Source organism: Streptomyces sp. NRRL B-3229, from assembly GCF_000719505.1.
GTDB lineage: Bacteria > Actinomycetota > Actinomycetes > Streptomycetales > Streptomycetaceae > Streptomyces > Streptomyces griseorubiginosus.
Genome location: NZ_JOGP01000004.1, coordinates 231,833 through 256,552, shown reverse-complemented (window position 1 = coordinate 256,552; position 24,720 = coordinate 231,833). Strand labels below are relative to the sequence as shown.

The window sequence follows — 24,720 nt, the reverse complement described above, 5'->3', positions numbered from 1 at the left end:
TTTCACGGTGGTCCTGTCTGCTGGTTTGTGGAGGTGCCCCGTGCTGGGTCCCGTGATTCTCGCCGCGTCGCGCAGCGACCGGATGCGACGCCTGATCTCGGCGGCCCCGGTGACCAAGCAGGTCGTCGACCGCTTCATCCCGGGTGAGAGCGTCGACGACGTGGTGCCGATCATCGAGGAGCTCACCGGCCGCGGCCTGGAGCTGACGATGGACGTCGTCGGCGAGGACATCACCACCCCCGAGCAGGCGGGCGCGGCCCGGGACGCCTACCTGGCACTGGTCGACCGGCTGCGCGATCTCGGGCTCGGCGAGCGGGTGGAGATGTCCGTCAAGCTGTCGATGTTCGGCCAGACCCTCCCGTCGCCCACCACCGCCCTGCTCGAAGGGCCCTCCGGGCCCGCCCCTGCATTCCACGGCGGCCACGAGCTGGCGCTCGCCAACGTCCGGCCGGTCGTCGAGGCCGCCGCCGCGATCGGTACCACGGTCACGCTCGATGCCGAGGACCACACCACCCTCGACTCGATGTTCGCCATCCACGAGGAGCTGCGGAAGGACTTCCCGCAGACCGGCTGTGTCATCCAGGCCTACCTCTTCCGCACCGAGGCCGACGCCCGCCGCCTCGCCGCCGCCGGCAGCCGGGTGCGGCTGGTGAAGGGCGCCTACAAGGAGCCCGCCGAGGTCGCTTACCAGCAGAAGCACGAGATCGACAAGGCGTACGTCCGGATCCTGCGCATCCTCATGGCGGGCGAGGGCTACCCGATGGTCGGCTCCCACGACCCGCGCCTGATCTCCATCGCCCAGGAACTCGCCCGGCAGACGGGCCGCAAGCCGGACGAGTACGAGTTCCAGATGCTGTACGGGATCAGGAGCGACGAGCACCTGCGGCTCGCCGCCGAAGGTCACCGCATGCGCGTCTACACGGCCTACGGCACGGACTGGTACGGCTACTTCATGCGGCGGCTGGCGGAGAAGCCGGCGAACCTGCGCTTCTTCGCCCGCAGCATGGTCTCGCGAGGCTGACCGGCCTCGCCCCCGCAGCTTGGTCAGCAAGGGCTGATCCCGAACACCCGCTCAAGCACAAGGAGTTACGGAACCCATGGACGCTGTGACCCAGGTCCCCACCCCCGTCAACGAGCCGGTGCACGGCTATGCCCCCGGTTCGCCCGAGCGGGCCCGGCTGGAGGCCAAGCTCAGGGAACTGGCCGAGAACCCGGTCGACCTGCCGATGACCATCGGCGGCGAGAAGCGGATGGGCGGCGGTGAGCGCTTCGACGTCGTGCAGCCGCACAACCACAAGGCCCGCCTCGGCACCTACGCCAACGCCACCCAGCAGGACGCCCAGGACGCCATCGACGCGGCCCTCGCCGCCGCGCCCGCCTGGCGTGCGATGTCCTTCGACGACCGCGCCGCGATCATCCTGCGCGCCGCTGAACTCCTCGCCGGCCCCTGGCGCGAGACCCTCGCTGCCTCCACCATGCTCGGCCAGTCCAAGACCGCCCAGCAGGCCGAGATCGACACGCCCTGCGAGCTGGTCGACTTCTGGCGCTTCAACGTCAAGTACGCCCGTGACCTGCTCGCCGAGCAGCCCCCGGCGAACTCCCCGGGCGTCTGGAACCGTCTCGACCACCGCCCGCTCGAAGGCTTCGTCTACGCGATCACGCCCTTCAACTTCACGGCGATCGCGGGCAACCTGCCCACCGCGCCCGCGCTCATGGGCAACGTGGTGGTCTGGAAGCCGTCCCCCACGCAGACCCACGCCGCCGTGCTGCTGATGCAGCTCCTGGAGGAGGCGGGCCTGCCCAAGGGCGTCATCAACCTCGTCACCGGCGACGGCATCGAGGTCTCCAAGGTCGCCCTGGAGCACCGGGACCTCGCCGGCATCCACTTCACCGGCTCCACCAAGACCTTCCAGTACCTGTGGAAGACGGTCGGCAACAACATCGAGAAGTACCGCTCCTACCCGCGCCTGGTGGGCGAGACCGGCGGCAAGGACTTCGTCGTCGCCCACCCGAGCGCCGACCGCGCGATCCTGAAGACGGCCCTGACCCGCGGTGCCTTCGAGTACCAGGGCCAGAAGTGCAGCGCCACCTCCCGGGCCTACATCCCGGCGTCGATCTGGAACAGCGGTTTCCGCGAGGAGTTCGCCGCCGAGGTCGACGGCATCGCCATGGGTGACGTCACCGACCTGTCGAACTTCATCGGCGCCGTCATCGACGAGCGTGCCTTCGCCAAGAACAAGGCCGCGATCGACCGTGCCCAGTCGGACCCGACCTGCACGATCGTCGCGGGCGGTTCCTACGACGACTCGGTGGGGTGGTTCGTCCGCCCGACCGTCGTGGAGTGCACCGACCCGGAGAACGAGGTCTTCACCACCGAGTACTTCGGCCCCTTCCTCGCGGTGCACGTCTACGAGGACGACCGCTACGAGGAGATGCTGACCCAGATGGAGTCGGCGTCCGACTACGCCCTGACCGGCTCGGTCATCGCGGGGGACCGTGCTGCCGCCGCGTACACGATGGAGAAGCTGCGCTACGCGGCCGGCAACTTCTACATCAACGACAAGTCGACCGGTGCCGTCGTCGGCCAGCAGCCCTTCGGCGGCGGCCGTGCCTCCGGCACCAACGACAAGGCCGGCGCCCCGCAGAACCTCCAGCGCTGGACGCTGACCCGCGCGATCAAGGAGACGCTGGTCCCGCCGACCGAGTACGGCTACCCGCACATGGGCTGACGTCCCGTCAGTCACCCTGAGGGGCCGGGCTGTTGCCCGGCTCCTTCGTGCGCGCACCATGCGGACATGACCGTGATCACCGAGGATGGCGTACGACTGTGGGCAGAGCGTTCGGGCGCTCCCGGCTCAGCTGACCCGCTGGTGCTGTGCCATGGCGGACCAGGTCTGTGGGACATGTTCGAGGACGTGGCCGCGATGTTCGACGACCGGACCTCGGTGATCCGCTGGGACCAGCGCGGCTGCGGCCGCTCCGAGCGGTGCGACGGACCCTGGACGACCGACCGGTTCGTCGCCGACCTGGACGCCGTACGCCGGCACTTCGGCCTGGACCGGACGGCCCTGCTCGGCCACTCCTGGGGCGCGCAGCCGGCGTTGAGCTACACGCTGGCCCACCCGGAGCGGGTGAGCACGCTGGTCTACGTGAGCGGGAACGGGATCGGCCCGGTGTCCGACTGGCACGCCGCCTACAAGGAGAACCTGGCGTCCCGCCTGGACGGGCAGGAGCCACCTGGGGACGAGCGCGAGCAGGTGGTCCTCCAGTGGTCGGCCGACTTCGCGGACCGTGAGCGGGCCCTGGAGCAGGCCCGTCGGATGGCCGACCCCTGGTTCGAGATCAACTACGCGTGCAACAGCGCCCTGAACATTGAGACCGAGCGGGCCTGGGGCACCCCTGAACTCCGGGCGGCCTGCCGGGACCTCGACGTGCCCGTCCTGATCGTCGACGGCGCCGAGGACATCCGTCCGCGCTCGGCGGTGGACTCCCTGGCGGAGGCGCTGCCGCGTGTACGGCGGACGGTGCTGCCGGGTACCGGGCACGTGCCGTGGGCGGAGGCCCCGGACGCCTTCCGGGAGGCCGTGGCGGGGGCGTTGACGCCACGGTCCCAAGGCCCGAGGCGGTGACCCTACGGGCAGCGCCCCTGCGGCGGCGACCCTAAGGCAGCGCCCGCACCAGGATCTTCCCCGTGTTCCCGCCGCGCAGCATCAGCAGGAACGCCTCCACTATGCGCTCGAAGCCGTCCAGCACGGTCTCGTCGGGGGTGAGGGTGCCGTCTAGCAGGTGCGGTACCGCGAACTCGTACAACTCCTCCTGCACGTCGGCATGGTCGCGTACCAGGAAGCCCTCCAGGCGGAGGCTCTTCTCCACCACGTCCGCGTGGTCGAAGACGACCGGCGGTGCGTCCGGGGTGTTGTACTGGCCGACCGTGCCGACGCGCACCACCCGCCCGCGATCCCGCAGCGCGCCGATCGCCGCGCCCAGGTGCTCGCCGCCGACGTTGTCCACGAACACGTCGATGCCGTCGGGCGCGGCCTTCGTGAGGAGGTCCGCGACCGGGCCGCTGCGGTAGTCGAACGCCGCGTCGTAGCCGACCTGTTCGGTGAGGTGGCGGACCTTGTCCGGCGAGCCGGTGCTGCCGATCACCCGCCCCGCTCCCAGCAGCCGGGCGAAACGGCCCGTAGCCGTTCCGACCCCGCCGGCCGCCGCCGAGACGAACAGGTCCTCGCCCTCGCGGAGCCGGGCGACGCGGGTGAGGCCGACGTACGCGGTGAGGCCGGTGCCGCCGAGCACGCTCAAGTACGCGGAGAGCGGCACGCCTTCGTGGTGGGGCAGACGTCTGACCTCGGCCGGGCTCACCACCGAGTGCGTTCGCCAGCCCTTGCGGTGCACGAGCAACTCGCCTTCCCGAAAGGTCGGTTCGCGTGAGGCGACGACTCTGCCGAGGGAGCGTCCTTCCAGCGGGGCGTTCAACTCGAAGTCGCCGTCCATCATTTCGCGGTGGTAGGGGTCGACGGACCAGTAGAGGTTCTCGACGAGAGCCGTGCCGGGGGAGGGGGCGGGGATCTCCGACTCCACGAACCGGAAGTGTTCCGGGGCCGGGAAGCCGGTCGGGCGGGAGGTCTGGTGCACGGTGAGCGCGGTCATGTCCGGGACGGTAGGAAGGAATGTGCCGGGCCGGTCAGGGGGTTGGGCTCATGGAACGGGCGGATCCATGAACCGCTCTCATAGGCGCAGGTGGGGGACAGGGTGAGCAGTGCCGTCGATCTCGCTCCGCAGGAGTTGCGGATCCTGGTGGCCGTGGCCGAGGAGGGCGGCTTCTCCGCGGCCGCGCCCCGCCTCGGCACCACCCAGTCCGCCGTCTCGCACGCCGTACGCGGCGTCGAACGCAAGCTGGGGGTCGTGCTGTTCGAGCGGGGGCGGTACGGGGCCCGTCCCACCCCGGCCGGCGCTCGGGCCGTGGCGCACGCCCGCCGGGTCCTGCGGATGCTGGAGGCCCTGGTCAGGGAGGCCCGGGACACGCCGACGGCCGGGATCACCGGCCCCCTGCGCATCGCCGCCTTCCGCAGCGCGGCCCTGCACCTGCTGCCGGCCGTCCTGGAGCGCCTGTCGGCACGGCACCCGGGGATCGAGGCGACGGTCACTGTCGTACGGGAGATCGGCCCCGGGACCGCCGGGGAGGTGGCCGAGGGGCGGGCCGACCTCGGCATCGCCACCCTGGGTACCGGCACCCTCGGGACCGGCACGCGTCCGGCGCCGGGGCTCGTCGGGGACGTACTCCTCGAAGAGCCGTACGCCCTCGTGCACCCCGCCGCGCACCCCGACCCGCGGTCGCTGCCCCTGGTCGACTGGAAGGAGAACTGCTCCTCCTCCACACGCGCTTGGTGGGCCGCGCAGGACTGGATCCCCGCCGCCACCGTCCGGGCGGAGGACGACGGGGCCGTGCTGTCGATGGTGGGCAGCGGGCTCGGGATGGCGATCATGCCCGCGCTCTCCCTCACCGCGGTCCCGCCCGGCACCCGGATCACCGACCTCGGACCCGAGCGGCCCACCCGCCGGGTCGGATACGTCACCACCGTGGAGCTCGCGGGCACGGCGGCCGTCCGTGCGCTGGTCCGGGAACTCAGGGCAACGGCGAAAGTGCAGGTCAGCGCGGGGTGATCCACTTCACCGTCTCAGATAGTAGGAAGTCCGAGTAATTGTGGAGACAGACAGGCCCTCCTCCCTTAGCTTTGTAGGAGCCGAACGTCTCGCTCGATCAAGCGAATGGCGGTCGTGAGCCGGGCCCGATGCAGGCAACCCCTGCGGCCAGTGCTCCCCGCCCCTTCCGGCGTCTCGTAATCCCCTTCCCAGGTACTTCGAAGGAGTCGATTTCTCATGGCCGAGACGACCGCCCGCCGTCGAGTCCGTCACATCTCCCGTACGAGCGATTCCGACCGCAAGAACGCCGCCGCGGCGCTCCAGCGCGCCCTCGACCGCCGTGACAACGGCGGCTCTACCGGCCACTGACCCTTCTCGCGCCCGGGACTCGCGTCCAGACAGCCGAAGCCGGGAGCCGCACCCGCACGAGGTGCGGCGCGGGCCGTGCTCACGCCCCGCGCCGCACCTCGAAACGGTCCATGCGCGAGGCCGTGCTCACGCCCCGCGCCGCACCTCGAAACGGTCCATGCGCGAGGCCGTGCTCACGCCCCGCGCCGCACCTCGAAGTGGTCCACGCGCTTGCCGTCCTGCGCGAGCGCCGACACCGTCAGGCTCGGTCGCGCCCCGCTGTGCGCCTCCACGGAGAGCAGCGAGAACCCGCGGTAGCGCACCCGCGACCACTCCACGGTCTCCTTGTGGGCCTGCCTCGACCTGGTCCAGTGGAAGGTCTCCACCGACTCGTGGTCGTGCACCCGCCCCTCGTAGCTCTCCTTCACACCCGCGGGGAAGCCGTACAGATCCCGGCCACCGCCGCCCGCGGTCACGTGGACGATGCCGTCCCGCGTGGGGTCCGTGGCCCCGCCGACCGGCACCTTGCGGCCGACCTCGCCGCCGCGGATCGCGTCGGTCCGCTCGTACACGTGGTTGTGCCCGTTGATCACCAGATCGGCCTGGTGCTTCTCGAACAGCGGCAGCCACTGCGCCCGTACCCCGCCGTCGGAGGCGTGCGAGGACGTCGAGTACGCGCAGTGGTGGAAGAAGACGACCACGAAGTCGATTCCCTTGGCCGCCCGCAGCTCACCGAGCCGCCGGTCCAGCCATGCCGTCTGCTTCCCGTCCGTGTAACCGAGGTTGGCCTGGATCTCGTACGACACGTCGTTCGCGTCCAGTGCCACGAAGCCGACGTTGCCGTACGCGAAGGAGTAGACGCCCGGCGCCGAGCGCGGGTCGAAGCCGCTGTCCGGGAGGGTCCAGCGGGCGAGCTGGCCGCCGTAGCCGTCAGGTGAGTACCAGGCCTCCATGTCGTGGTTGCCGGTCGTCACCATCCACGGAACGCTCCGCGCGACCCCCTCGTTCTGCTTGAGGAACAGGTCCCAGAACCCCGGGTCGTAGCCGTCCGAGGTGAGGCCCTGGCCGTTGGCGTCGGCGTAGCAGATGTCGCCGGCGTGGAGGTGGAAGGCGGGCTTCTGGCGCAGCAGCAGGTTGTCGTTGGCGGCCGCGGCCGTGCCCACGCCCTGGTCGCCGAAGGCCGTGAACACGAAACTCTCCGGGCTCGCCGGGGCCGTACGGAAGCTGGTGACGGTCGCGCGGTGTGCGGCGTCCGCCGGGTCGAAGCCCTCGTGGCCGACGCCGTAGTAGTACGTGGTGCCGGGGCGCAGTCCGTCCAGGGCCGCGTGCAGGTAGTACTGGTCGAGGGCGAGGCGGACGCCGGTCTGTCCCGGGGTGTGCAGGTCGCGCAGCTCGGCCTCGATCTTCCGGCTCAGGTCGTCGGGGCGCAGGCCGACGCGGACGTACGGCTTGCGGACCGCGAGCGGGACCTGCCACGAGACCCGCATCTGCGTCTTCGGGTCGGCGCCGAAGGCGAGGTGACGGCCGAAGGGGGCGACGGCGGAACCATGAACCGAGGGGGTGGCTCTGCCCGCAGCGGCCGTTCCCCGGGTGGCCGTCCCCGCGGCGGAACAACCGGTCAGCAGGCCGCCCGCGACCGCGCCCGCGGTGACCAGCGTGCGGCGCCGGGTCAGCTTCGTCCGCAGGTACTCGTGCTGCTCGGCCATGCTCATCCGGCGCGCGAGCTGGGGCGGAATGCCGAAGTCGGGAAGGTCCATGGTGGTGAAGTTCCCAGCCAAGCCCAACGGCCCTCACACCTAGGGGTGAACGCCAGGAGAAGGGCTGACGCCCGGCCTTTCCGTGCTGTCCGTATCGCGGACAGGCCGTGTCATCCCATGGGACGAGGAGTAGGGTTCCCGCATGTCTCGCAGCATCAATCTCGCAGTGATTCCCGGTGACGGCATCGGCCAGGAGGTCGTGGCCGAAGGTCTGAAGGTCCTCTCCGCCGTCCTTCCGCAGGATGTGAAGCTGGAGACCAAGGACTTCGACTTCGGCGCCCGGCGCTACCACGCCACCGGTGAGACCCTCACCGACGCGGACCTCGACGCGCTGAAGAAGCACGACGCGATCCTGCTCGGCGCCATCGGTGACCCGTCGGTTCCCTCCGGTGTGCTGGAGCGCGGCTTCCTCCTCAAGCTCCGCTTCGCCTTCGACCACCACGTGAACCTGCGTCCGTCGAAGCTGCTCCCGGGTGTCGACACGCCCCTCAAGGGCGAGCCGGCCATCGACTTCGTCGTCGTCCGCGAGGGCACCGAGGGCCCCTACACCGGCAACGGCGGCACGATCCGCAAGGGCACCGAGCACGAGGTCGCCACCGAGGTCTCCGTGAACACGGCCTTCGGCGTCGAGCGGGTGGTGCGGGACGCCTTCGCCCGCGCCCAGGCCCGTCCGCGCAAGAAGCTCACGCTGGTCCACAAGAACAACGTGCTGACCTTCGCCGGGCACCTGTGGACGAACGTCTTCAACAAGGTGGCCAAGGAGTTCCCCGAGGTCACCACCGACTACATCCACGTCGACGCGGCGACCATCTACCTGGTCACCGATCCCGCGCGCTTCGACGTGATCGTCACCGACAACCTCTTCGGCGACATCATCACCGACCTCGCCGCGGCCGTCTCCGGCGGCATCGGCGTCGCCGCCTCCGGGAACATCAACCCGAGCGGCGAGTTCCCGTCCATGTTCGAGCCCGTCCACGGCTCGGCCCCGGACATCGCGGGCCAGGGCAAGGCCGACCCCACCGCCACGGTCCTGTCCGTCGCGCTGCTCCTGCGTCACCTCGGCTACGAGGCCGAGGCCGCCCGCATCGAAGAGGCGGTCTCCGCCGACCTCGCCGAGCGCACCGGCAAGCCGGCCCGCTCCACGTCGGAGATCGGTGACGCGCTGGCCGTACGAGTAGCCGGCTGACCGGGCGGACCACTCGAAACCATTCGAAGCCGCCGGGTCACCCGCACCCGGCGGCTTTCGCATGTCCCCCGCCGGGTGCCACCATCATCCCCCGGGTCGCATTTCACGCCGTTTCTTCCCTGGCTCCCCGCTTGCGATAATCGAACGAGGAGCCGCGGAATGAGGGAATGCTCGGACGTCCTAGCACTGGTCACTGACAGTAAAGGGGCGTGAGCGCGGCCCGTCACTACCCAACCGGTGAAGGACAACCACTCATGACGACGCCCACGATCGAGCTCAAGCCCTCGGCCTCGCCACTTTCCGACGCGGAGCGCGAGGCGATCCTGGCCAACCCCGGGTTCGGCCGCCACTTCACCGACCACATGGTGACGATCAAGTGGACCGAGGGCCGTGGCTGGCACGACGCGCAGCTCGTCCCGTACGCGCCGATCTCCCTCGACCCGGCCACCATGGTCCTGCACTACGCGCAGGAGATCTTCGAGGGCCTCAAGGCGTACCGCCAGCCCGACGGGACCGTCGCCACCTTCCGGCCCGAGAAGAACGCCGAGCGCTTCCAGCGGTCCGCGCACCGGCTCGGCATGCCGGAGCTGCCCGTCGAGACCTTCATCGAGGCCTGTGACGTGCTGGTCCAGCAGGACGAAGCCTGGGTCCCGGCGCACGGCGGCGAGGAATCCCTCTACCTGCGCCCCTTCATGATCGCCACCGAGGTCGGCCTGGGCGTCAAGCCGGCCAACGAGTACCTCTTCCTGGTCATCGCCTCGCCGGCCGGTGCCTACTTCCCGGGCGGCGTCAAGCCGGTCTCCATCTGGCTCTCCGAGGACCGCGTCCGCGCCGTCCCGGGCGGCATGGGCGACGCCAAGACCGGTGGCAACTACGCCGCGTCCCTCCTCGCCCAGGCCGAGGCCGCCACCAAGGGCTGCGACCAGGTCTGCTACCTCGACGCGGTCGAGCACACCTGGGTCGAGGAGCTCGGCGGCATGAACCTGTACTTCGTGTACGGGGACCGGATCGTCACCCCCACCCTCACCGGCTCGATCCTTGAGGGCGTCACCCGCGACTCCCTGCTCGCTGTCGCCCGCGACCTCGGCTACAGCTCCGAGGAGGGCCGCGTCTCCGTCGACCAGTGGCAGCGCGACTCCGAGAACGGCACCCTGACCGAGGTCTTCGCCTGCGGTACGGCGGCGGTGATCACCCCGGTCGGCACGGTCAAGCGCGCGGGCGCCGAGTGGCAGCAGTCCGGCGGCGAGCCCGGCGAGGTCACCCTGCGGCTGCGCCGGGCCCTGCTGGACATCCAGCGCGGCACGGCCGAGGACAAGCACGGCTGGATGCACAAGCTGGGCTGAGCCATGAGCGGGGTTCAGTCACGAGTCGAGCCCCGAGCTGGGCCGGGCCCCGAACGGGCTTGAGCCCTCCGCGCTCCCACCCGGCCGGCCCCGGTTTCCGTCACGACGGAAGCCGGGGCCGTTGCCATGTCCGGGGGTCCGTCGTTTAGAGTGGCGCTCTAAAAGTTAGAGCAGCGTTCTAAGTGAAGGGGGCGACATGCGGCTGACTCCCACCGAGCGCGACCGGCTGCTGCTGTTCGGGGCCGCCGAGCTGGCCAGGGCGCGCCGGTCCCGTGGCCTGCGGCTGAACGTCCCGGAGGCGACCGCGCTCATCGCGGACACCGTGTGCGAGGCCGCCCGGGACGGGGTGCGGCTGGCCGAGGCCGTCGAGCGGGCGAGGTCGGTGCTCGGGCCTGACGACGTGCTGCCCGGCGTCGCGGACGTCGTCACCGAGGTGCATGTCGAGGCGGTCTTCGAGGACGGCTCACGGCTCGCGGTCGTGAGCGCCCCGATCCGCGGAGGCCTGGGCGACGCGGCCCCGGGCGCGCTGCTGCCGGGTCCGGCGCACGCCGAACCGGAGGCGGTCGTACGGCTGACCGTCACCAACACGGCCACTGTGCCCGTCTCCGTCACCTCCCACTTCCACTTCTTCGAGGCCAACCCGCGGCTCGACTTCCCCCGGGCCGCGGCCTACGGGATGCGGCTCGCCGTCCCCGCCGGGTCCTCCGTGCGCTTCGGGCCGGGCGAGAGCGTGCGGGTCGGTCTGCTGCCCATCGGCGGCGAGCGCGTCGCCATCGGTTTCGCGGGCCTCGTCGACGGCCCGCTGGACACACCGGGAGCGAGGGAAGAGGCCCTGCGGAGGGCTGCGGCCTGCGGATATCTGGGCGTGCGGGACGAGGAGGTTGCGCGATGAGGCGGGCCGTCGCGGTACACCGCCCGCAGGGCCCTGTTTTCGGGGGCGATGCATGTTCCGCCCCCGCCCTCGCACTCCCCGACCTGGCTGCCCGCTCCGAGGAGGTCGTTCGATGAGTCGTCCCGGTGGGCATCCCGCCGAAGCCAGCCGGCTCACGCCCCGGGAGTACGCCGCCACCCATGGCCCCCGGGCCGGTGACCGGGTGCGGCTCGGGGACTCCGGGCTGGTGATCCTGGTCGAGGAGGACGCGCAGCGGTACGGCGACGAGTTCCTCGCCGGGTTCGGCAAGACCGCGCGGGACGGGCTGCACCTCAAGGCCGCCGCCGTGCGGGAGACCTGTGACGTCGTGGTCAGCAACGTCGTCGTGATCGACGCCGTGCTGGGCATCCGCAAGGTCTCCATCGGGATCCGGGAAGGGCGGATCTGCGCGATCGGGCGGGCGGGCAACCCCGACACCCTCGACGGGGTGGACGTCGTCGTCGGCACCGGCACGTCGATCGTGTCCGGCGAGGGGCTCATCGCCACCGCCGGAGCCGTCGACACCCATGTCCACCTGCTGTCGCCGCGGATCATGGAGGCCTCGCTGGCGTCCGGGGTGACCACGATCATCGGGCAGGAGTTCGGGCCCGTGTGGGGCGTCGGGGTCAACTCGCCCTGGGCCCTCAAGCACGCCTTCGGCGCCTTCGACGCCTGGCCGGTCAACATCGGTTTCCTGGGGCGGGGTTCGTCCTCCGACCCGGCCCCCCTGGTCGAGGCCCTCGCCGAGGGCGGCGCCTCCGGCTTCAAGGTGCACGAGGACATGGGCGCGCACACCCGCGCCCTGGACACCGCCCTGCGGGTCGCCGAGGAGCACGACGTCCAAGTCGCCCTGCACAGCGACGGGTTGAACGAGTGCCTGTCCGTCGAGGACACCCTGAGAGTGCTGGAGGGCCGGACCATCCACGCCTTCCACATCGAGGGCTGCGGCGGCGGCCACGTGCCGAACGTGCTGAAGATGGCCGGCGTCCCGAACGTCATCGGCTCCTCCACCAACCCGACCCTGCCCTTCGGCCGGGACGCCGTCGCCGAGCACTACGGCATGATCGTCTCCGTCCACGGCCTCAAGCCCGACCTACCCGGTGACGCCGCCCTGGCCCGCGACCGCATCCGCGCCGGGACCATGGGGGCCGAGGACGTGCTGCACGACCTGGGCGCGATCGGCATCACCTCGTCCGACGCGCAGGGCATGGGGCGCGCGGGGGAGACGGTCCGCCGTACCTTCGCCATGGCCGGGAAGATGAAGGCCGAGTTCGGTGCTCCGGACGACGGCCACGACAACGAACGCGTCCTGCGCTACATCGCCAAGCTGACCGTCAACCCGGCCATCGCGCACGGCCTTTCGCACGAGGTCGGCTCGATCGAGGTCGGCAAGCTCGCCGACCTCGTGCTGTGGCGGCCGGAGTACTTCGGCGCCAAGCCGCAACTGGTCCTGAAGTCCGGCTTCCCGGCCTACGGCGTGGTCGGCGACCCGGGCGCGGCCACCGACACCTGTGAACCCCTGGTGCTGGGGCCGCAGTTCGGGGCGCACGGAGCCACCCCCGCCGAGATCTCCGTCGCCTTCGTGGCGCAGGCCGCCCTGGACCAGGGCCACGACCTGATGCCGACCCGCAGGAGAAGGGTCGCCGTCCGCGGCACCCGCGGCATCGGACCGGCCGACCTGCGCCTCAACTCCCGTACCGGAGCGGTGGACGTGGACCAGCGCACCGGCCTGGTGACGCTGGACGGCGAGCCGCTGCACTCCGAGCCGGCCGACTCCGTCTCCCTCAACCGCCTGTACTTCCTCTAGGACCCGTGGACCATCATGACCTACCGCATGCCGCCCGAGTGGGCCCCGCACGAGCGCACCTGGATGGCCTGGCCCGGCCCCAACCCCACCTTCACCGACGACGAGGAGCTGGCCGGGGCCCGCACCGCCTGGGCCTCCGTCGCCCGCGCGGTGCGCCGCTTCGAGCCGGTGACGGTGGTGCACGGCCCAGGCCACGCGTCCTCCGCGCGTGAACTGCTGGGCCCAGACGTCGAGTTGGTGGAGCGAGAGCTGGACGACGCGTGGATGCGGGACATCGGCCCGACCTTCGTCCACGACGGGGAAGGCCGACTCGGCGCCGTGGACTGGGTGTTCAACGGCTGGGGCGGCCAGGACTGGGCCCGCTGGGAGCACGACGCGAAGATCGCCCGTCAGGTCGCCGACCTCGCCGGGGTACCGGTGCTCAGCAGCCCGCTGGTCAACGAGGGCGGCGCGATCCACGTCGACGGCGAGGGCACCGTCCTGCTCACCGACACCGTCCAGCTCGGCGCCGGCCGCAACCCCGGCTGGACCCGGGAACAGGTCGAGGCGGAGATCCACGCCAAGCTCGGCACCACCAAGGCGATCTGGCTCCCGCGTGGCCTCGCCGGCGACTACGGCAGGTACGGCACCCAGGGACACGTCGACATCGTGGCCGCCTTCGCCCGCCCGGGCGTGGTCGTGGCCCACCACCAACCCGACCCGGCGCACCCGGACCACGAGGTGACCAAGGAGGTCATCGGGCTCCTGAGGTCCGCGACCGACGCCCGGGGCCGCCGCCTGGAGGTCGTCGAGGTGCCCGCGCCGACCGTCCTGGAGGCCGACGGCCACTGGGTCGACTACTCCTACATCAACCACTACCTCTGCAACGGCGGCGTCGTGCTCTGCGGCTTCGACGACCCGCGCGACGAGCAGGCGGCCGGCATCTTCCGGCGACTGTTCCCCGAGCGGACGGTCACGCTGGTCGACGCCCGGACCGTGTTCGCGGGCGGGGGCGGCATTCACTGCATCACCCAGCAGCAGCCGAGGACGACGGTCCGGTAGAACAGAGAGGTGAACGTGCTGACCTGCGCCGCCTGCGGAACCCGCCTGACCGAGCCGCTGCGGCTCCTGCCGGAGTTGCCGCCGCGCCCGGCGTTCGACGGCACCGACCCGTACGAGACGGACTTCCGGCCCGACGCCGCGCGCGTGATCGCCGTATGAGCACCCCGCGCCGCACCCCGGCCCCGCCTCGCGAGCGGATCCTCGCCGCCGCCATGGAGATGATCGCCGCACGGGGGCTGGAGAAGCTCACCATGGCGGCCCTCGGGCGTGAGGTCGGCATGAGCAGCGGTCACCTCCTCTACTACTTCCGCACGAAGGACGAGCTGCTGCTCCAGACCCTGGAGTGGAGCGAGGGGCGGCTCGGCGTCGAGCGTGCCCGGCTGCTGACCCGCACGGCGACCGCCCGCGAACGGCTCGACGCGTACGTCGACCTGTACGTCCCCGACGGCCACCGCGACCCGCACTGGACCCTCTGGCTGGAGGTCTGGAACCGCTCGCAGAACGCCGACGCCGACGCGCGTGACCGGCAGGCCGCCATCGAGGACGCCTGGCACCGCGACCTGGTCGCCCTGATCGCGCAGGGGGTCTCGCGGACGGAGTTCCGGGCCGTGGACCCGGACCGCTTCGCGGCCCGGCTGCGGGCCCTGCTCGACGGGTTCTCCATCCATGTGGCGATCGGGCTGCGCGGCACGGACCGGGGGACGATTCTCGGCCACGTACGGGAGTTCCTGGACGAGAGCCTCCTCGCGGACGCGTGACCATCCGCCCGGGGTGTACGCAATAAGGCCGATTGACCCTGTGGTCGGTGGTGCATTCGCCTCGGTGGCAGCCCTCGGCGCGGGGCCGGGGGAGTGCGTCAACGGGATCCCAGGGGAAACGTGCGATGACCGGCACACTGCCCGCGATGGCTCGCACACTGCCCGCGATGACCAGCGCACTGTTCGCATCCTGAGACGGAGGGTGAGCACGGGGGCGGTTCTGTGCCAGACTGCCCCCGTGCTCTCGTTCGCCATGATTATTGGCAGCAGGCGCGCCGGTCCGCAGTGACCGCCACGTACGACCAGGTACGGGTGGACACCGTCGTCCTCGACCCGCGCGCAGACCTCTCGCACCCGCGAGGGGTTTTTCGCTTTTTCTGGCCCACCCGCAGCCGGAGGCGAGAGCGCGAGGGAGTATGTGGGGGCGGTGGAGCCGGTCATTCCGGTACGACCGAGATCCGATTCTCAGGAGCCTTCAGACCATGACCGCAACCAGCGAGCTCGACGATCAGTTCCACGTCTTCGACACCACCCTGCGCGACGGCGCCCAGCGGGAGGGCATCAACCTCACCGTCGCGGACAAGCTGGCCATCGCACGGCACCTGGACGACTTCGGCGTGGGCTTCATCGAGGGCGGCTGGCCCGGCGCCAACCCGCGGGACACCGAGTTCTTCGCGCGGGCCCGTCAGGAGATCGACTTCAGGCACGCCCAGCTGGTCGCCTTCGGCGCCACCCGCCGGGCCGGGGCGAAGGCCTCCGAGGACCCGCAGGTCAAGGCCCTCCTGGACTCCGGTGCCGAGGTGATCACCCTGGTCGCCAAGTCCCACGACCGGCACGTCGAGCTGGCGCTCCGGACGACCCTGGACGAGAACCTGGAGATGGTCCGGGACACGGTGTCCTACCTGCGCGAGCAGGGCCGCCGCGTCTTCGTCGACTGCGAGCACTTCTTCGACGGCTACCGCGCCAACCCCGAGTACGCGAAGGCCGTCGTACGGGCCGCCTCGGAGGCCGGCGCCTCCGTGGTCATCCTCTGCGACACCAACGGCGGCATGCTCCCCGCCCAGATCCAGGCGGTCGTCGCCACCGTCCTCGCCGACACCGGCGCCCGGCTCGGCATCCACGCCCAGGACGACACGGGCTGCGCGGTCGCCAACACCCTCGCCGCGGTGGACGCGGGCGCGACCCACGTCCAGTGCACGGCCAACGGCTACGGCGAGCGGGTCGGCAACGCCAACCTGTTCCCGGTGGTCGCCGCCCTGGAGCTGAAGTACGGCAAGAAGGTCCTCCCCGACGGCAGGCTCCGCGAGATGACGAGGATCTCGCACGCCATCGCCGAGGTCGTCAACCTCACCCCCTCCACCCACCAGCCCTACGTCGGCGTCTCGGCCTTCGCCCACAAGGCCGGCCTGCACGCCTCCGCGATCAAGGTCGACCCCGACCTGTACCAGCACATCGACCCCGAGCAGGTCGGCAACACCATGCGGATGCTGGTCTCCGACATGGCGGGCCGCGCCTCCATCGAGCTCAAGGGCAAGGAACTCGGCGTAGACCTCGGCGGCGACCGCGAGCTGGTCGGCCGGGTGGTGGAGCGGGTCAAGGAACGCGAGCTCGAGGGCTACACCTACGAGGCGGCGGACGCCTCCTTCGAACTCCTGCTGCGCGCCGAGGTCCAGGGCAGGCCCCTGAAGTACTTCGCCGTCGAGTCCTGGCGGGCGATCGTCGAGGACCGCCCCGACGGCAGCCACGCCAACGAGGCCACCGTGAAGCTCTTCGCCAAGGGCGAGCGGATCGTCGCCACGGCGGAGGGCAACGGCCCGGTGAACGCCCTGGACCGTGCCCTGCGCGTGGCCCTGGAGAAGATCTACCCGCAGCTCGCCAAGCTCGAGCTCGTCGACTACAAGGTCCGCATCCTGGAGGGCGTGCACGGCACCCAGTCCACCACCCGCGTCCTGATCTCCACGTCGGACGGCTCCGGCGAGTGGTCCACGGTGGGCGTCGCGGAGAACGTGATCGCCGCGTCCTGGCAGGCCCTGGAGGACGCCTACACGTACGGCCTGCTGCGGGCCGGGGTGGAGCCCGCGGAGTAGCCCCCGCTCAACAGGAGCCCTCGGCGAGCCTCTCGAACTCGCCGAGGCTCATCGCCCGGTCGTCGGCCCAGACCTGACCGGGCGTCAGGCGTGCGAGGTCGGCGGCCGTGAAGGTCACGATGCCGGTGTACTCGTAGTTGTACTCGTCCTTGCCGAAGGCGAGTTGGTAGGTGTGTCCGGGCAGCAGCCGCTGCTCGCCGACCGGCAGGACATGCCAGGCGCCGGGCGGCGAGAAGATCGGGAACTCGGCGTCCACCGGACGCCGGCTGCCCGGCGCCTCCCACCCGGACACGTTCCGCCCGGAGTCCTCCTGACCGAAGAGGTCCGAGGGCACGCCCTCCAGGGAAGGCCCCGTCACCAGGTCGTCCCCGCACGGCCGCAGCACGACCTCGGCCGCGCCCGCGTCATCGACCCGCACCGCGACCAACGGCAGGATCTCGGCCCCGCACCCGCTCAACAGCCCTACGGCGGCGACCACTCCGGCGACCGCGACGACACCCCGTCTCATGTCTCCAGCACAGCAACGAACGACCCGCCCTGCGACCACTGTTGTGCACCGGTCGGGTTGCGGTCGTACAACTCGCCCGGCACGCGATGGCCGACGGAGTGCCTTGACGGATCTGTGTGCTCTCAGTTCACTCACGCCGTGACGTAAGTCCTGTGTGCACCACTGAGAGCCGAGGGAAGGTCCATGCGAAGAACCGCCCTGCTCGTCTCCGCCGCCCTGCTCACCTCCCTGCTGCCCGTGGCGGTCGCCCGCGCGGCGGCCGACGATCCGCCCCCGATCCCCGTCGACCGCTTCGAGGGCGAGGTCCCCTTCGCGAGCCCGCCCGCGGGCGGCATCTTCACCTGGGGCGGCGACAACGACGACCCGCCGGCCCTTCAGCTGAGCACACGAAGCGACGCCCCCGAGGGCGACAAGGTTCTCGCCGGCACCTACGACATCAGCGGCTACGGCGGCTTCACCCACGACTTCGCCTTCGCCGAGCCCGCCCACGACTGGTCCGCCCGCAAGGGCGTCCGCTTCTGGTGGGAGGGACAGAACAACGGCAAGAAGGTCGCCTTCGAGCTCAAGGACGGCGGCGCCAATGGCGAGGCCTCCGAGCTGTGGACCACCTCCTTCACCGACGACTTCACCGGCTGGAAGCAGATCGAGCTCCCCTTCACCGACTTCACCTACCGCACCGACTACCAGCCCGTCGGCGGCATCGACCAGGTCCTCGGACTCACCGGGACCTGGGGCTACGCAGTCACCCTCCCGGTCGGCACGCCAGGCCGATTCGCCATGGACGGCGTCGAGTTGTACGGCCGGGCCGACCAGTCGCTGCGCGCGAGCGTCAGCACCGACTCCGTCGTGCACCCGGTCCGGGAGGGCGGGACCGCGAGGATCAAGGTCACCGTGGCCACCACCGGCTCCGCCCCGCTCGGCGACCCCGTGACGGTCGCCTACGAGACGGCCGGCGGCACCGCCACTCCCGGCAAGGACTACGCCCCCGTCTCCGGCACCCTCACCTTCCCGGCGGGTACGGCCTCCGGCGCGACCAGGACCATCCAGGTCCCGACCCTCAAGGACAAGGGCGCCGAGTCCGCCGAGACCATCCCCCTCAAGCTCACCGTCACCGGCGCCAAGCCGCCCGCCGAGACTCCGCAGGTCGTCGTCGACGCGCACGGACTGCCGTATCTGAACAGCAAGCTCCCCGTGAGGAAACGGGTCGCCGACCTGCTCTCCCGGATGAGCCTCGCGGAAAAGGCCGGGCAGATGACCCAGGCCGAGCGCGGAGCCGTCGGAGGCGGGGCCGACGTCACCGCCTACGACCTCGGTTCGCTGCTGTCCGGCGGCGGTTCGACCCCCACGCCCAACACCCCCGAGGCCTGGGCGAAGATGATCGACTCCTTCCAACTCCGGTCGCGGGCCACGCGGTTCCAGATCCCGCTGATCTACGGCGTCGACGCGGTCCACGGTCACAACAACCTGGTCGGCGCCACCGTCATGCCCCACAACATCGGACTCGGCGCCACGCGTGATCCCCAACTCGTCCAGCGGACCGGGGCCGTGACCGCCGCCGAGGTCCGCGCCACCGGCGTCCCCTGGGACTTCGCGCCCTGCCTCTGCGTCACCCGCGACGAACGCTGGGGCCGCTCCTACGAGTCCTTCGGCGAGGACCCGGCCCTCGTCGAGTCCATGGAGACGATCATCCAGGGCCTCCAAGGGGCCAGGAACGGCACGGACCTCGACCGCAACGACAAGGTCCTCGCCACCGCCAAGCACTTCGTCGGCGACGGCGGCACCGCCTACGGCTCGTCCACGACGGGGACGTACACCATCGACCAGGGCGTCACCACGGTCACCCGGCAGCAGCTCGAAGCCGTCCATCTCGCCCCCTTCAAGGAGGCCGTGAAGCGGGGCATCGGCACGGTCATGCCGTCCTACTCCTCCCTCGACGTCGTCGGCGACGGCCTCGGCCCGGTCAAGATGCACGCCCGCGCCGACATGATCGACGGAGTGCTGAAACAGAAGCTGGGCTTCGACGGCTTCGTCATCAGCGACTGGAACGGCATCGACCAGATCCCCGGGGACTACGCCTCCGACGTCCGGACCTCCGTCAACGCGGGCGTGGACATGGTCATGGCCCCCTACGCCTACAAGGACTTCCACGCCGCGCTGATCCAGGAGGTGCGGGCCGGGCGCGTCAGCGAGCAGCGGATCGACGACGCCGTCTCCCGCATCCTCACCCAGAAGTTCAGGCTGGGCCTCTTCGAGAAGCCCTACGCCGACACCGGCGGCGCCTCGAAGATCGGTTCCGCCGGTCACCGGGCCGTGGCACGCGAGGCGGCCGCCGCGTCGCAGGTGCTGCTCAAGAACGCGGGCGACGTACTGCCTCTGCGGAAGTCCCAGAAGGTGTACGTCGCCGGGTCCGACGCCGACGACATCGGCAACCAGTCCGGCGGCTGGACGGTCACCTGGCAGGGCTCGTCCGGCGCCATCACACCCGGGACGACGATCCTGGAGGCCATGCGGAAGAACTCCGCGGCGCTGACGTACTCCAAGGACGCCTCCGCACCGCTGAGCGGCTACGACGTCGGCGTGGTCGTCGTCGGCGAGACCCCGTACGCCGAGGGCGTCGGGGACGTGGGCAACGGCCACGACCTCGCGCTGTCCGCCGCCGACCAGGCAGCCGTCGACAAGGTGTGCGCGGCGATGAAGTGCGCGGTGCTGATCGTCTCCGGGCGGCCGCAGCTCATCGGCGACCGGCTCGGCGCCATCGACGCCCTGGTCGCCTCCTGGCTGCCGGGCACCGAGGGCGACGGCGTCGCGGACGTCCTGTACGGCAGGCGGCCCTTCACCGGCCGGCTGCCCGTCACCTGGCCCCGGTCACAGGCCCAGCTGCCGATCAACGTCGGCGACCCGGCGTACGACCCGCAGTTCCCCTACGGCTGGGGCCTGACCACCCTCACCAAGGTCCCCAAGGGCGGGCAGACCACCCTGAAGGCGCTCGGAGCCGCGGCGAGCAGGGCCGAGCGGGCCGGCGCCGACGGGACGGGCCGCGCACTCGTCGCCGAGGCCCGGCTGATCGTCCAGCAGCGGGCGGCCGGGCGGATGACGGCCGCCGTGGCCGGGCCCTTCGCCGACGCCGACCATCTGCTGCTGACCGGGCGCTACGGGGAGGCGGTGGCGAAGCTGACCCAGGCGTACCGGGCGGCCTGAGGGAGCTTGAGGGGATCTCGAGGGAAGGGCCCCGCGGTTTCGGGCGGGGCCCTTCGCGGAGGTCTCATCCGGGAGGCTTCGGGTAGCGTCGAGGTATGAAGGCCAGCGCACAGGCCGTAGTACGGACCCGAAGTCTCCCGGGGCTGCTCCTCGCCCTGGTGGTGGCGGCTCTGGCCGTCCTGTCGACGGGCACCCCGCCGGCCTCGGCCGACTCCGGCACCAGCGTCTCGGAGATCGGGCAGGCCCTGCGGAAGAATCCCGTCTACGTCGACCCGGCCGCCGCGGCCCAGCTGTCCGCCAAGGACGCGGACGCCCTCGCGAACCGGATCGCCAAGGCGGACCGACCGCTGTTCGTCGCGGTGCTGCCCGCCGACTACCCGAAGAAGGACCTGTTCACCAAGCTGCGCACGGCGACCGGCATCACCGGCCTGTACGCGGTCCGCCTCGGCGACGCCTTCGACGCCCGGGCCGACTCCGTGGTCCTGCCGAACACGGCCGTACGCAACCTGGTGACCACCGTCCAGGGCGAGGACACCCGCACCCAGCTCACCGACTTCACCTCCGCCGCGGTCACCAACATGGGCGGCTCGGCCCCGTCGACCTGGCGGTCCGCGCAGGACGACGGCGGAGGGATGTCCGGCACCGCGCTGATCACCGTCGGCGCCGTCCTGGTGGCGGGCGGCGCGGGCGCGTACACGCTGGTGCGCCGCAACCGGCGCCGGCACGCCGAGGAGCAGCGGGCCGCGCTGGAGAAGCTGCGGGTGGTGGTGGACGAGGACATCACCGCGTTCGGCGAGGAACTGGACCGCCTGGACTTCCACCCGGCCGAGGCGGGCGCCGACGACGTGATGCGTGCCGACTACGAGCGCGCGCTCGACGCCTACGACCAGGCGAAGTCGCTCATGGCGGCGGCCACCCGGCCCGAGGACGTGCGCGGGGTCACCCAGGCCCTGGAGGACGGCCGCTTCTCGCTGGCCCAGCTCGCCGCCCGCCGCGAGGGCCGGCCGCTGCCCGAACGCCGGGTGCCCTGCTTCTTCGACCCGCGCCACGGCCCCTCCGTCACCGACGCCACGTGGACGCCGCCGGGCGGTGCCGCGCGCGAGGTGCCGGTGTGCGCGGCCGACGCCACCCGGCTGTCCGACGGCCGGGACCCGGTGATGCGCGAGGTCGACACCGACCAGGGCCGCCGCCCCTACTGGGACGCGGGCCCGGCCTACGGCCCCTGGGCGGGCGGCTACTTCGGCGGCGGCATCCTCCCCGGCCTGCTCGTCGGCACGGTCCTCGGCTCCATGATGGCCACCCCCGCCTACGCGGCCGACTACGGCTCCGGCTACGGCGACTTCGGCACCGGCTACGAGGGCGGAGACCTGTCGGGCTCGGACTTCGCCGCGGGCGACTTCGGGGACTTCGGAGGCGGAGACTTCGGCGGAGGCGGCGATTTCGGCGGCGGCGGGGACTTCGGAGGGGGAGGCTTCTGAGGTTCCCAGCCGTTCGCGCTATTCAGCCCCTCCGGAACCGCTCGGGCACTTCAGTCTCTCCGAAACCGCTCGGCAACTTCAGCCCCTCCGGAACCGCTGGGGCACTAAGCCTCTCCGGAACCGCTCGGGCACTTCAGCCCCTCCGGAACCGCTCGGGCACTTCAGCCCCTCCGGCGTTTGAGGAGCGGGGGTCCGGGGGCAGCGCCCCCGAAACGGGGGTCGAAGGGGGCCCGCCCCCTGGAGGACGGGACGGGTAGGGGCGGCGGGGGCGAAAAACCACGGGCCCGGCACACCGCACCGGACCCGCGTCAAGAACCCCGTCACCTCACAGCGACGCCGCCGCGGAGGCGATCGCCGAGGCGAACGTGGACACCTCGGTGTAGACCCCGGGCGCGTTCGGCTTGGCGCAGCCGATGCCCCAGCTCACGATCCCGACCTGGATCCACGCGTTGTTCGCGTCCCGCCGGAACATCGGCCCACCGGAGTCCCCCTGGCACGTGTCCACCCCGCCGGCCGCGTACCCCGCGCAGATCTCCTCGTTCGCGATGAGCCCGCTGTACCCGCTGTAGGACCGGCAGGTGGCGTCGCTCACGAACGGCACGGTCGCCTTGAGCAGATACCGCTGCTGGGCACCGCCCTGCGTGGCCGCGCCCCACCCCGCGACGGTGAAGGTGCCGGTGTTGTACTGCGTGCTCGTGGCGATGGGCAGCGTGGGCAGGTTGATGGGCTGGGCGAGCTTGATGAGCGCCCAGTCCTTGCCGTCGCCGTTGTAGCCCGGAGCCCGGTAGACGTAGGTCGACCTGACCTGGACCCGGCCGCTGGTGGACTGGAGGTCCACGACGCCGGCGGTCGCGGTGATGCCGGTGTTGGCGCCGGTGCCGTTCACGCAGTGCGCGGCGGTCAGCACGATCTGCTGGGTGTACAGGGCCCCGCCGCAGCCCATGGAGAGCCGGACCATGAACGGGAACTCGCCCTGCGCGGCACGGGTGCCGCCCACGACGGGGGCGGGGGCGGCCTGCGCGGAGGAGAGGGGCTGGAGACTGGCGATCGCGAGCGCGGCGGCTCCGACCGCCAGACATCTCTTGAGGGCTGTGACGAGTCTCTTCATGGTGCTGCCTTCCAGGTGGGGGTGGCTTTGGCGAGCGCATGCCAAATCTGGGCGGCAAAGGGACGCCCAAGTTCTGACATGGGCCGGTCAAATCTGCTGATGGATTATGAGAATCCCGTGAACTCCCGCACAAGGGGCGCGATTCAGCCAAGCGCCTGGCCGGCGAGGGTGCGGGGGAGACCTTCGGGCAGCAGGGGTGCCGAAGCGTCAGGAAGGTGTCACGCGCGGCCACCGGAGAGCCCGTGGCGTGATTCCGGGCGCTTCGGGGCTGGACACTCAGCGAGGTCCACCACCTCGGCGGAGGAAGCGCCACCCGTTTCGGTCGGGTACCGGAACCAGCCCGCGAGGACCAACGGCAGGACGAGGTAGCCGAAGCGGGTCGCCGGGATCAGGCAGATGGCGAGGCCCAGGCCCACCGCCAGCCGGTCAGCCGCCGCGCGGACGGTCCGGGGCGGTCGTATCAGCAGCGACACCGCCACCCCCACGGCGGCGACGACGAGCCCGCCCGTCGCGAGCACGGCACCGTCCGGGGCGTACTCGGCCAGCAGACGGCCCGGCAGCGGGCTGGTCGCCGGAGAGCGGACGCCGCCCTCACCGAGCGGGAAGAGCACCACGTGCTCGACGAAGGCGTGTGGATCGGCGAGGGCTACGGGCACGACCGCCATGACCGCGACCGACAGCGCGGCCACACCCGCCCGCAGCGCAGTGCGGCGCCCCGCCGTGATCGCGAGCAGCACCAGACCCACCGGCAGCAACGGCCAGGCCGTCCACTTCAGCGCGGCCGCCGCCCCCATGGCCACACCGGCCGCCGTGCCCGAACCGCCCCGGCCCGCCAGCGCCAGACCCAGGCACATCAGCGCGACCACCGGCAGATCCACCCCGCCCACGGCCAGCGGCAGGGCCACCGCGGGGAACGCGGCCAGCGACAGCACCCCGTCCGACCGGCGGTGCCGACGGCCGAAGCCCGCGGCGACGCCCATGCAGGCCAGGAAGGTGAGGCAGAACCAGACACGGGCATCGGTGAGCGGACCGTTCCCGAAGAGCGCGCGAGGAACGCCGAAGAGCGCCATGCCGGGCAGGTACGGGTCGTAGTCCACCGTGTGGACGGGATGCGGAAGGTAGGGGCTGCCGGAGTGCAGCAGCAGCGCCCCCGACCGCTCGACGACCCCGACCTCCGACTGGGCCTCGCCCGAGACGACGAGCACCGCCAGCGGCACCAGGACCGCTCCCAGGAGCGCGGCCCAAGCGGCGCGGCGGGGCGAGTTCCGTACGGCGAACACCGCGGCCGTGCCGTATCCGACCGCCGCGCACGCGCCCCAGACCCGGTGCGGGCCGAGCCCCGTCGTCGTCGCGAGGATCAGCGCGAAGCCCGCGCACCCGAGCCAGTACGCCCACATCCGGCGGGCGAGGGAGGCAAGCCGTCCGCCAGGTGGCACGGGCGGGGAGGTCTGCCCGAGGTGTCCCACCCCCGTGAGGACACCTCGGGCCGTGTGCGGGGCCGGCGTCGCCGCCCTGTCGATGAGGGTCATGTCGTCTCTCATGGCGTCT

Annotated in this window: 20 protein-coding genes; 15 read left to right on the top strand and 5 right to left on the bottom strand. The window is 71.5% G+C overall.

The features are described 5' to 3' along the window. The first annotated feature begins 40 nt into the window (after positions 1-40). The 3 genes from IF54_RS0107940 to IF54_RS0107930 all read left to right on the top strand — a co-directional run bounded on the left by IF54_RS0107940 (position 41) and on the right by IF54_RS0107930 (position 3,629). The gene (locus tag IF54_RS0107940) at positions 41-1,021 is read left to right on the top strand and encodes a proline dehydrogenase family protein (RefSeq protein ID WP_030315960.1); all 981 of its coding nucleotides are present in this window, start codon (positions 41-43) and stop codon (positions 1,019-1,021) included. A gap of 76 nt (positions 1,022-1,097) precedes the next feature. Further along, positions 1,098-2,729, top strand: coding sequence for an L-glutamate gamma-semialdehyde dehydrogenase (gene pruA / locus IF54_RS0107935; protein WP_030315958.1), 1,632 nt, complete (start codon positions 1,098-1,100; stop codon positions 2,727-2,729). A 66-nt stretch (positions 2,730-2,795) separates the two neighbouring features. Continuing rightward, entirely contained in the window at positions 2,796-3,629 is an 834-nt protein-coding gene (locus IF54_RS0107930) for an alpha/beta fold hydrolase (protein ID WP_030315957.1), read from the top strand. 31 nt (positions 3,630-3,660) lie between these two features. Here the strand turns inward: IF54_RS0107930 and IF54_RS0107925 are convergent, their stop codons facing one another. Next, positions 3,661-4,650, bottom strand: a complete 990-nt coding sequence (locus IF54_RS0107925) for an NADP-dependent oxidoreductase (RefSeq protein WP_030315956.1) — start codon at positions 4,648-4,650, stop codon at positions 3,661-3,663. Between the two features lie 102 nt (positions 4,651-4,752). Here IF54_RS0107925 and IF54_RS0107920 point away from each other — a divergent pair, with 102 nt between their 5' ends. Both IF54_RS0107920 and IF54_RS43880 read left to right on the top strand, forming a co-directional pair. Beyond that, positions 4,753-5,664, top strand: a complete 912-nt coding sequence (locus IF54_RS0107920) for a LysR family transcriptional regulator (protein WP_051735359.1) — start codon at positions 4,753-4,755, stop codon at positions 5,662-5,664. Positions 5,665-5,880: 216 nt separating this feature from the next. Beyond that, positions 5,881-6,012, top strand: coding sequence for a hypothetical protein (locus IF54_RS43880; protein ID WP_020138683.1), 132 nt, complete (start codon positions 5,881-5,883; stop codon positions 6,010-6,012). A gap of 173 nt (positions 6,013-6,185) precedes the next feature. Here the strand turns inward: IF54_RS43880 and IF54_RS0107910 are convergent, their stop codons facing one another. After that, the gene (locus IF54_RS0107910; RefSeq protein ID WP_030315953.1) at positions 6,186-7,748 is read right to left on the bottom strand and encodes a purple acid phosphatase family protein; all 1,563 of its coding nucleotides are present in this window, start codon (positions 7,746-7,748) and stop codon (positions 6,186-6,188) included. A 142-nt stretch (positions 7,749-7,890) separates the two neighbouring features. Between IF54_RS0107910 and IF54_RS0107905 the strand changes: the two genes are divergently transcribed. The 8 genes from IF54_RS0107905 (at position 7,891) to cimA (ending at position 16,880) form a co-directional block, all read left to right on the top strand. After that, the gene (locus IF54_RS0107905) at positions 7,891-8,934 is read left to right on the top strand and encodes a 3-isopropylmalate dehydrogenase (protein WP_030315951.1); all 1,044 of its coding nucleotides are present in this window, start codon (positions 7,891-7,893) and stop codon (positions 8,932-8,934) included. Positions 8,935-9,188: 254 nt separating this feature from the next. After that, positions 9,189-10,277: a branched-chain amino acid aminotransferase gene (locus IF54_RS0107900; protein ID WP_030315949.1), complete on the top strand. Its 1,089-nt coding sequence runs from the start codon at positions 9,189-9,191 to the stop codon at positions 10,275-10,277. 196 nt (positions 10,278-10,473) lie between these two features. Next, a complete protein-coding gene (gene ureA / locus IF54_RS0107895) occupies positions 10,474-11,169 on the top strand; it encodes an urease subunit gamma (RefSeq protein WP_030315948.1) in 696 nt (231 codons plus the stop codon). Between the two features lie 112 nt (positions 11,170-11,281). Further along, positions 11,282-12,994: an urease subunit alpha gene (locus IF54_RS0107890; protein ID WP_030315947.1), complete on the top strand. Its 1,713-nt coding sequence runs from the start codon at positions 11,282-11,284 to the stop codon at positions 12,992-12,994. A gap of 15 nt (positions 12,995-13,009) precedes the next feature. Then, positions 13,010-14,035, top strand: a complete 1,026-nt coding sequence (locus tag IF54_RS0107885) for an agmatine deiminase family protein (protein WP_030315945.1) — start codon at positions 13,010-13,012, stop codon at positions 14,033-14,035. 9 nt (positions 14,036-14,044) lie between these two features. After that, positions 14,045-14,194 (top strand): hypothetical protein, encoded by a 150-nt coding sequence (locus IF54_RS42665; RefSeq protein WP_159002095.1) that lies wholly within the window; start codon positions 14,045-14,047, stop codon positions 14,192-14,194. After that, on the top strand, positions 14,191-14,793 hold the full coding sequence (locus IF54_RS0107875; RefSeq protein ID WP_030315943.1) for a TetR/AcrR family transcriptional regulator: 603 nt from the start codon (positions 14,191-14,193) through the stop codon (positions 14,791-14,793). The genes IF54_RS42665 and IF54_RS0107875 overlap by 4 nt, the downstream gene beginning before the upstream one ends. A 482-nt stretch (positions 14,794-15,275) precedes the next feature. Continuing rightward, positions 15,276-16,880: a citramalate synthase gene (gene cimA / locus IF54_RS0107870; protein ID WP_030315941.1), complete on the top strand. Its 1,605-nt coding sequence runs from the start codon at positions 15,276-15,278 to the stop codon at positions 16,878-16,880. A gap of 7 nt (positions 16,881-16,887) precedes the next feature. Here cimA and IF54_RS0107865 read toward each other — a convergent pair whose 3' ends face one another. After that, a complete protein-coding gene (locus IF54_RS0107865) occupies positions 16,888-17,388 on the bottom strand; it encodes a hypothetical protein (protein ID WP_030315939.1) in 501 nt (166 codons plus the stop codon). A gap of 183 nt (positions 17,389-17,571) precedes the next feature. Here IF54_RS0107865 and IF54_RS0107860 point away from each other — a divergent pair, with 183 nt between their 5' ends. Further along, complete coding sequence (locus tag IF54_RS0107860) at positions 17,572-20,586, top strand: glycoside hydrolase family 3 protein (RefSeq protein WP_030315936.1); 3,015 nt, start codon at positions 17,572-17,574, stop codon at positions 20,584-20,586. A gap of 95 nt (positions 20,587-20,681) precedes the next feature. Then, a complete protein-coding gene (locus tag IF54_RS0107855) occupies positions 20,682-22,064 on the top strand; it encodes a hypothetical protein (protein ID WP_030315934.1) in 1,383 nt (460 codons plus the stop codon). 325 nt (positions 22,065-22,389) lie between these two features. Here IF54_RS0107855 and IF54_RS0107850 read toward each other — a convergent pair whose 3' ends face one another. Further along, complete coding sequence (locus tag IF54_RS0107850; protein ID WP_030315932.1) at positions 22,390-23,172, bottom strand: serine protease; 783 nt, start codon at positions 23,170-23,172, stop codon at positions 22,390-22,392. A 218-nt stretch (positions 23,173-23,390) separates the two neighbouring features. After that, complete coding sequence (locus tag IF54_RS0107845) at positions 23,391-24,701, bottom strand: glycosyltransferase 87 family protein (protein WP_030315930.1); 1,311 nt, start codon at positions 24,699-24,701, stop codon at positions 23,391-23,393. Between the last annotated feature and the right edge of the window lie 19 nt (positions 24,702-24,720).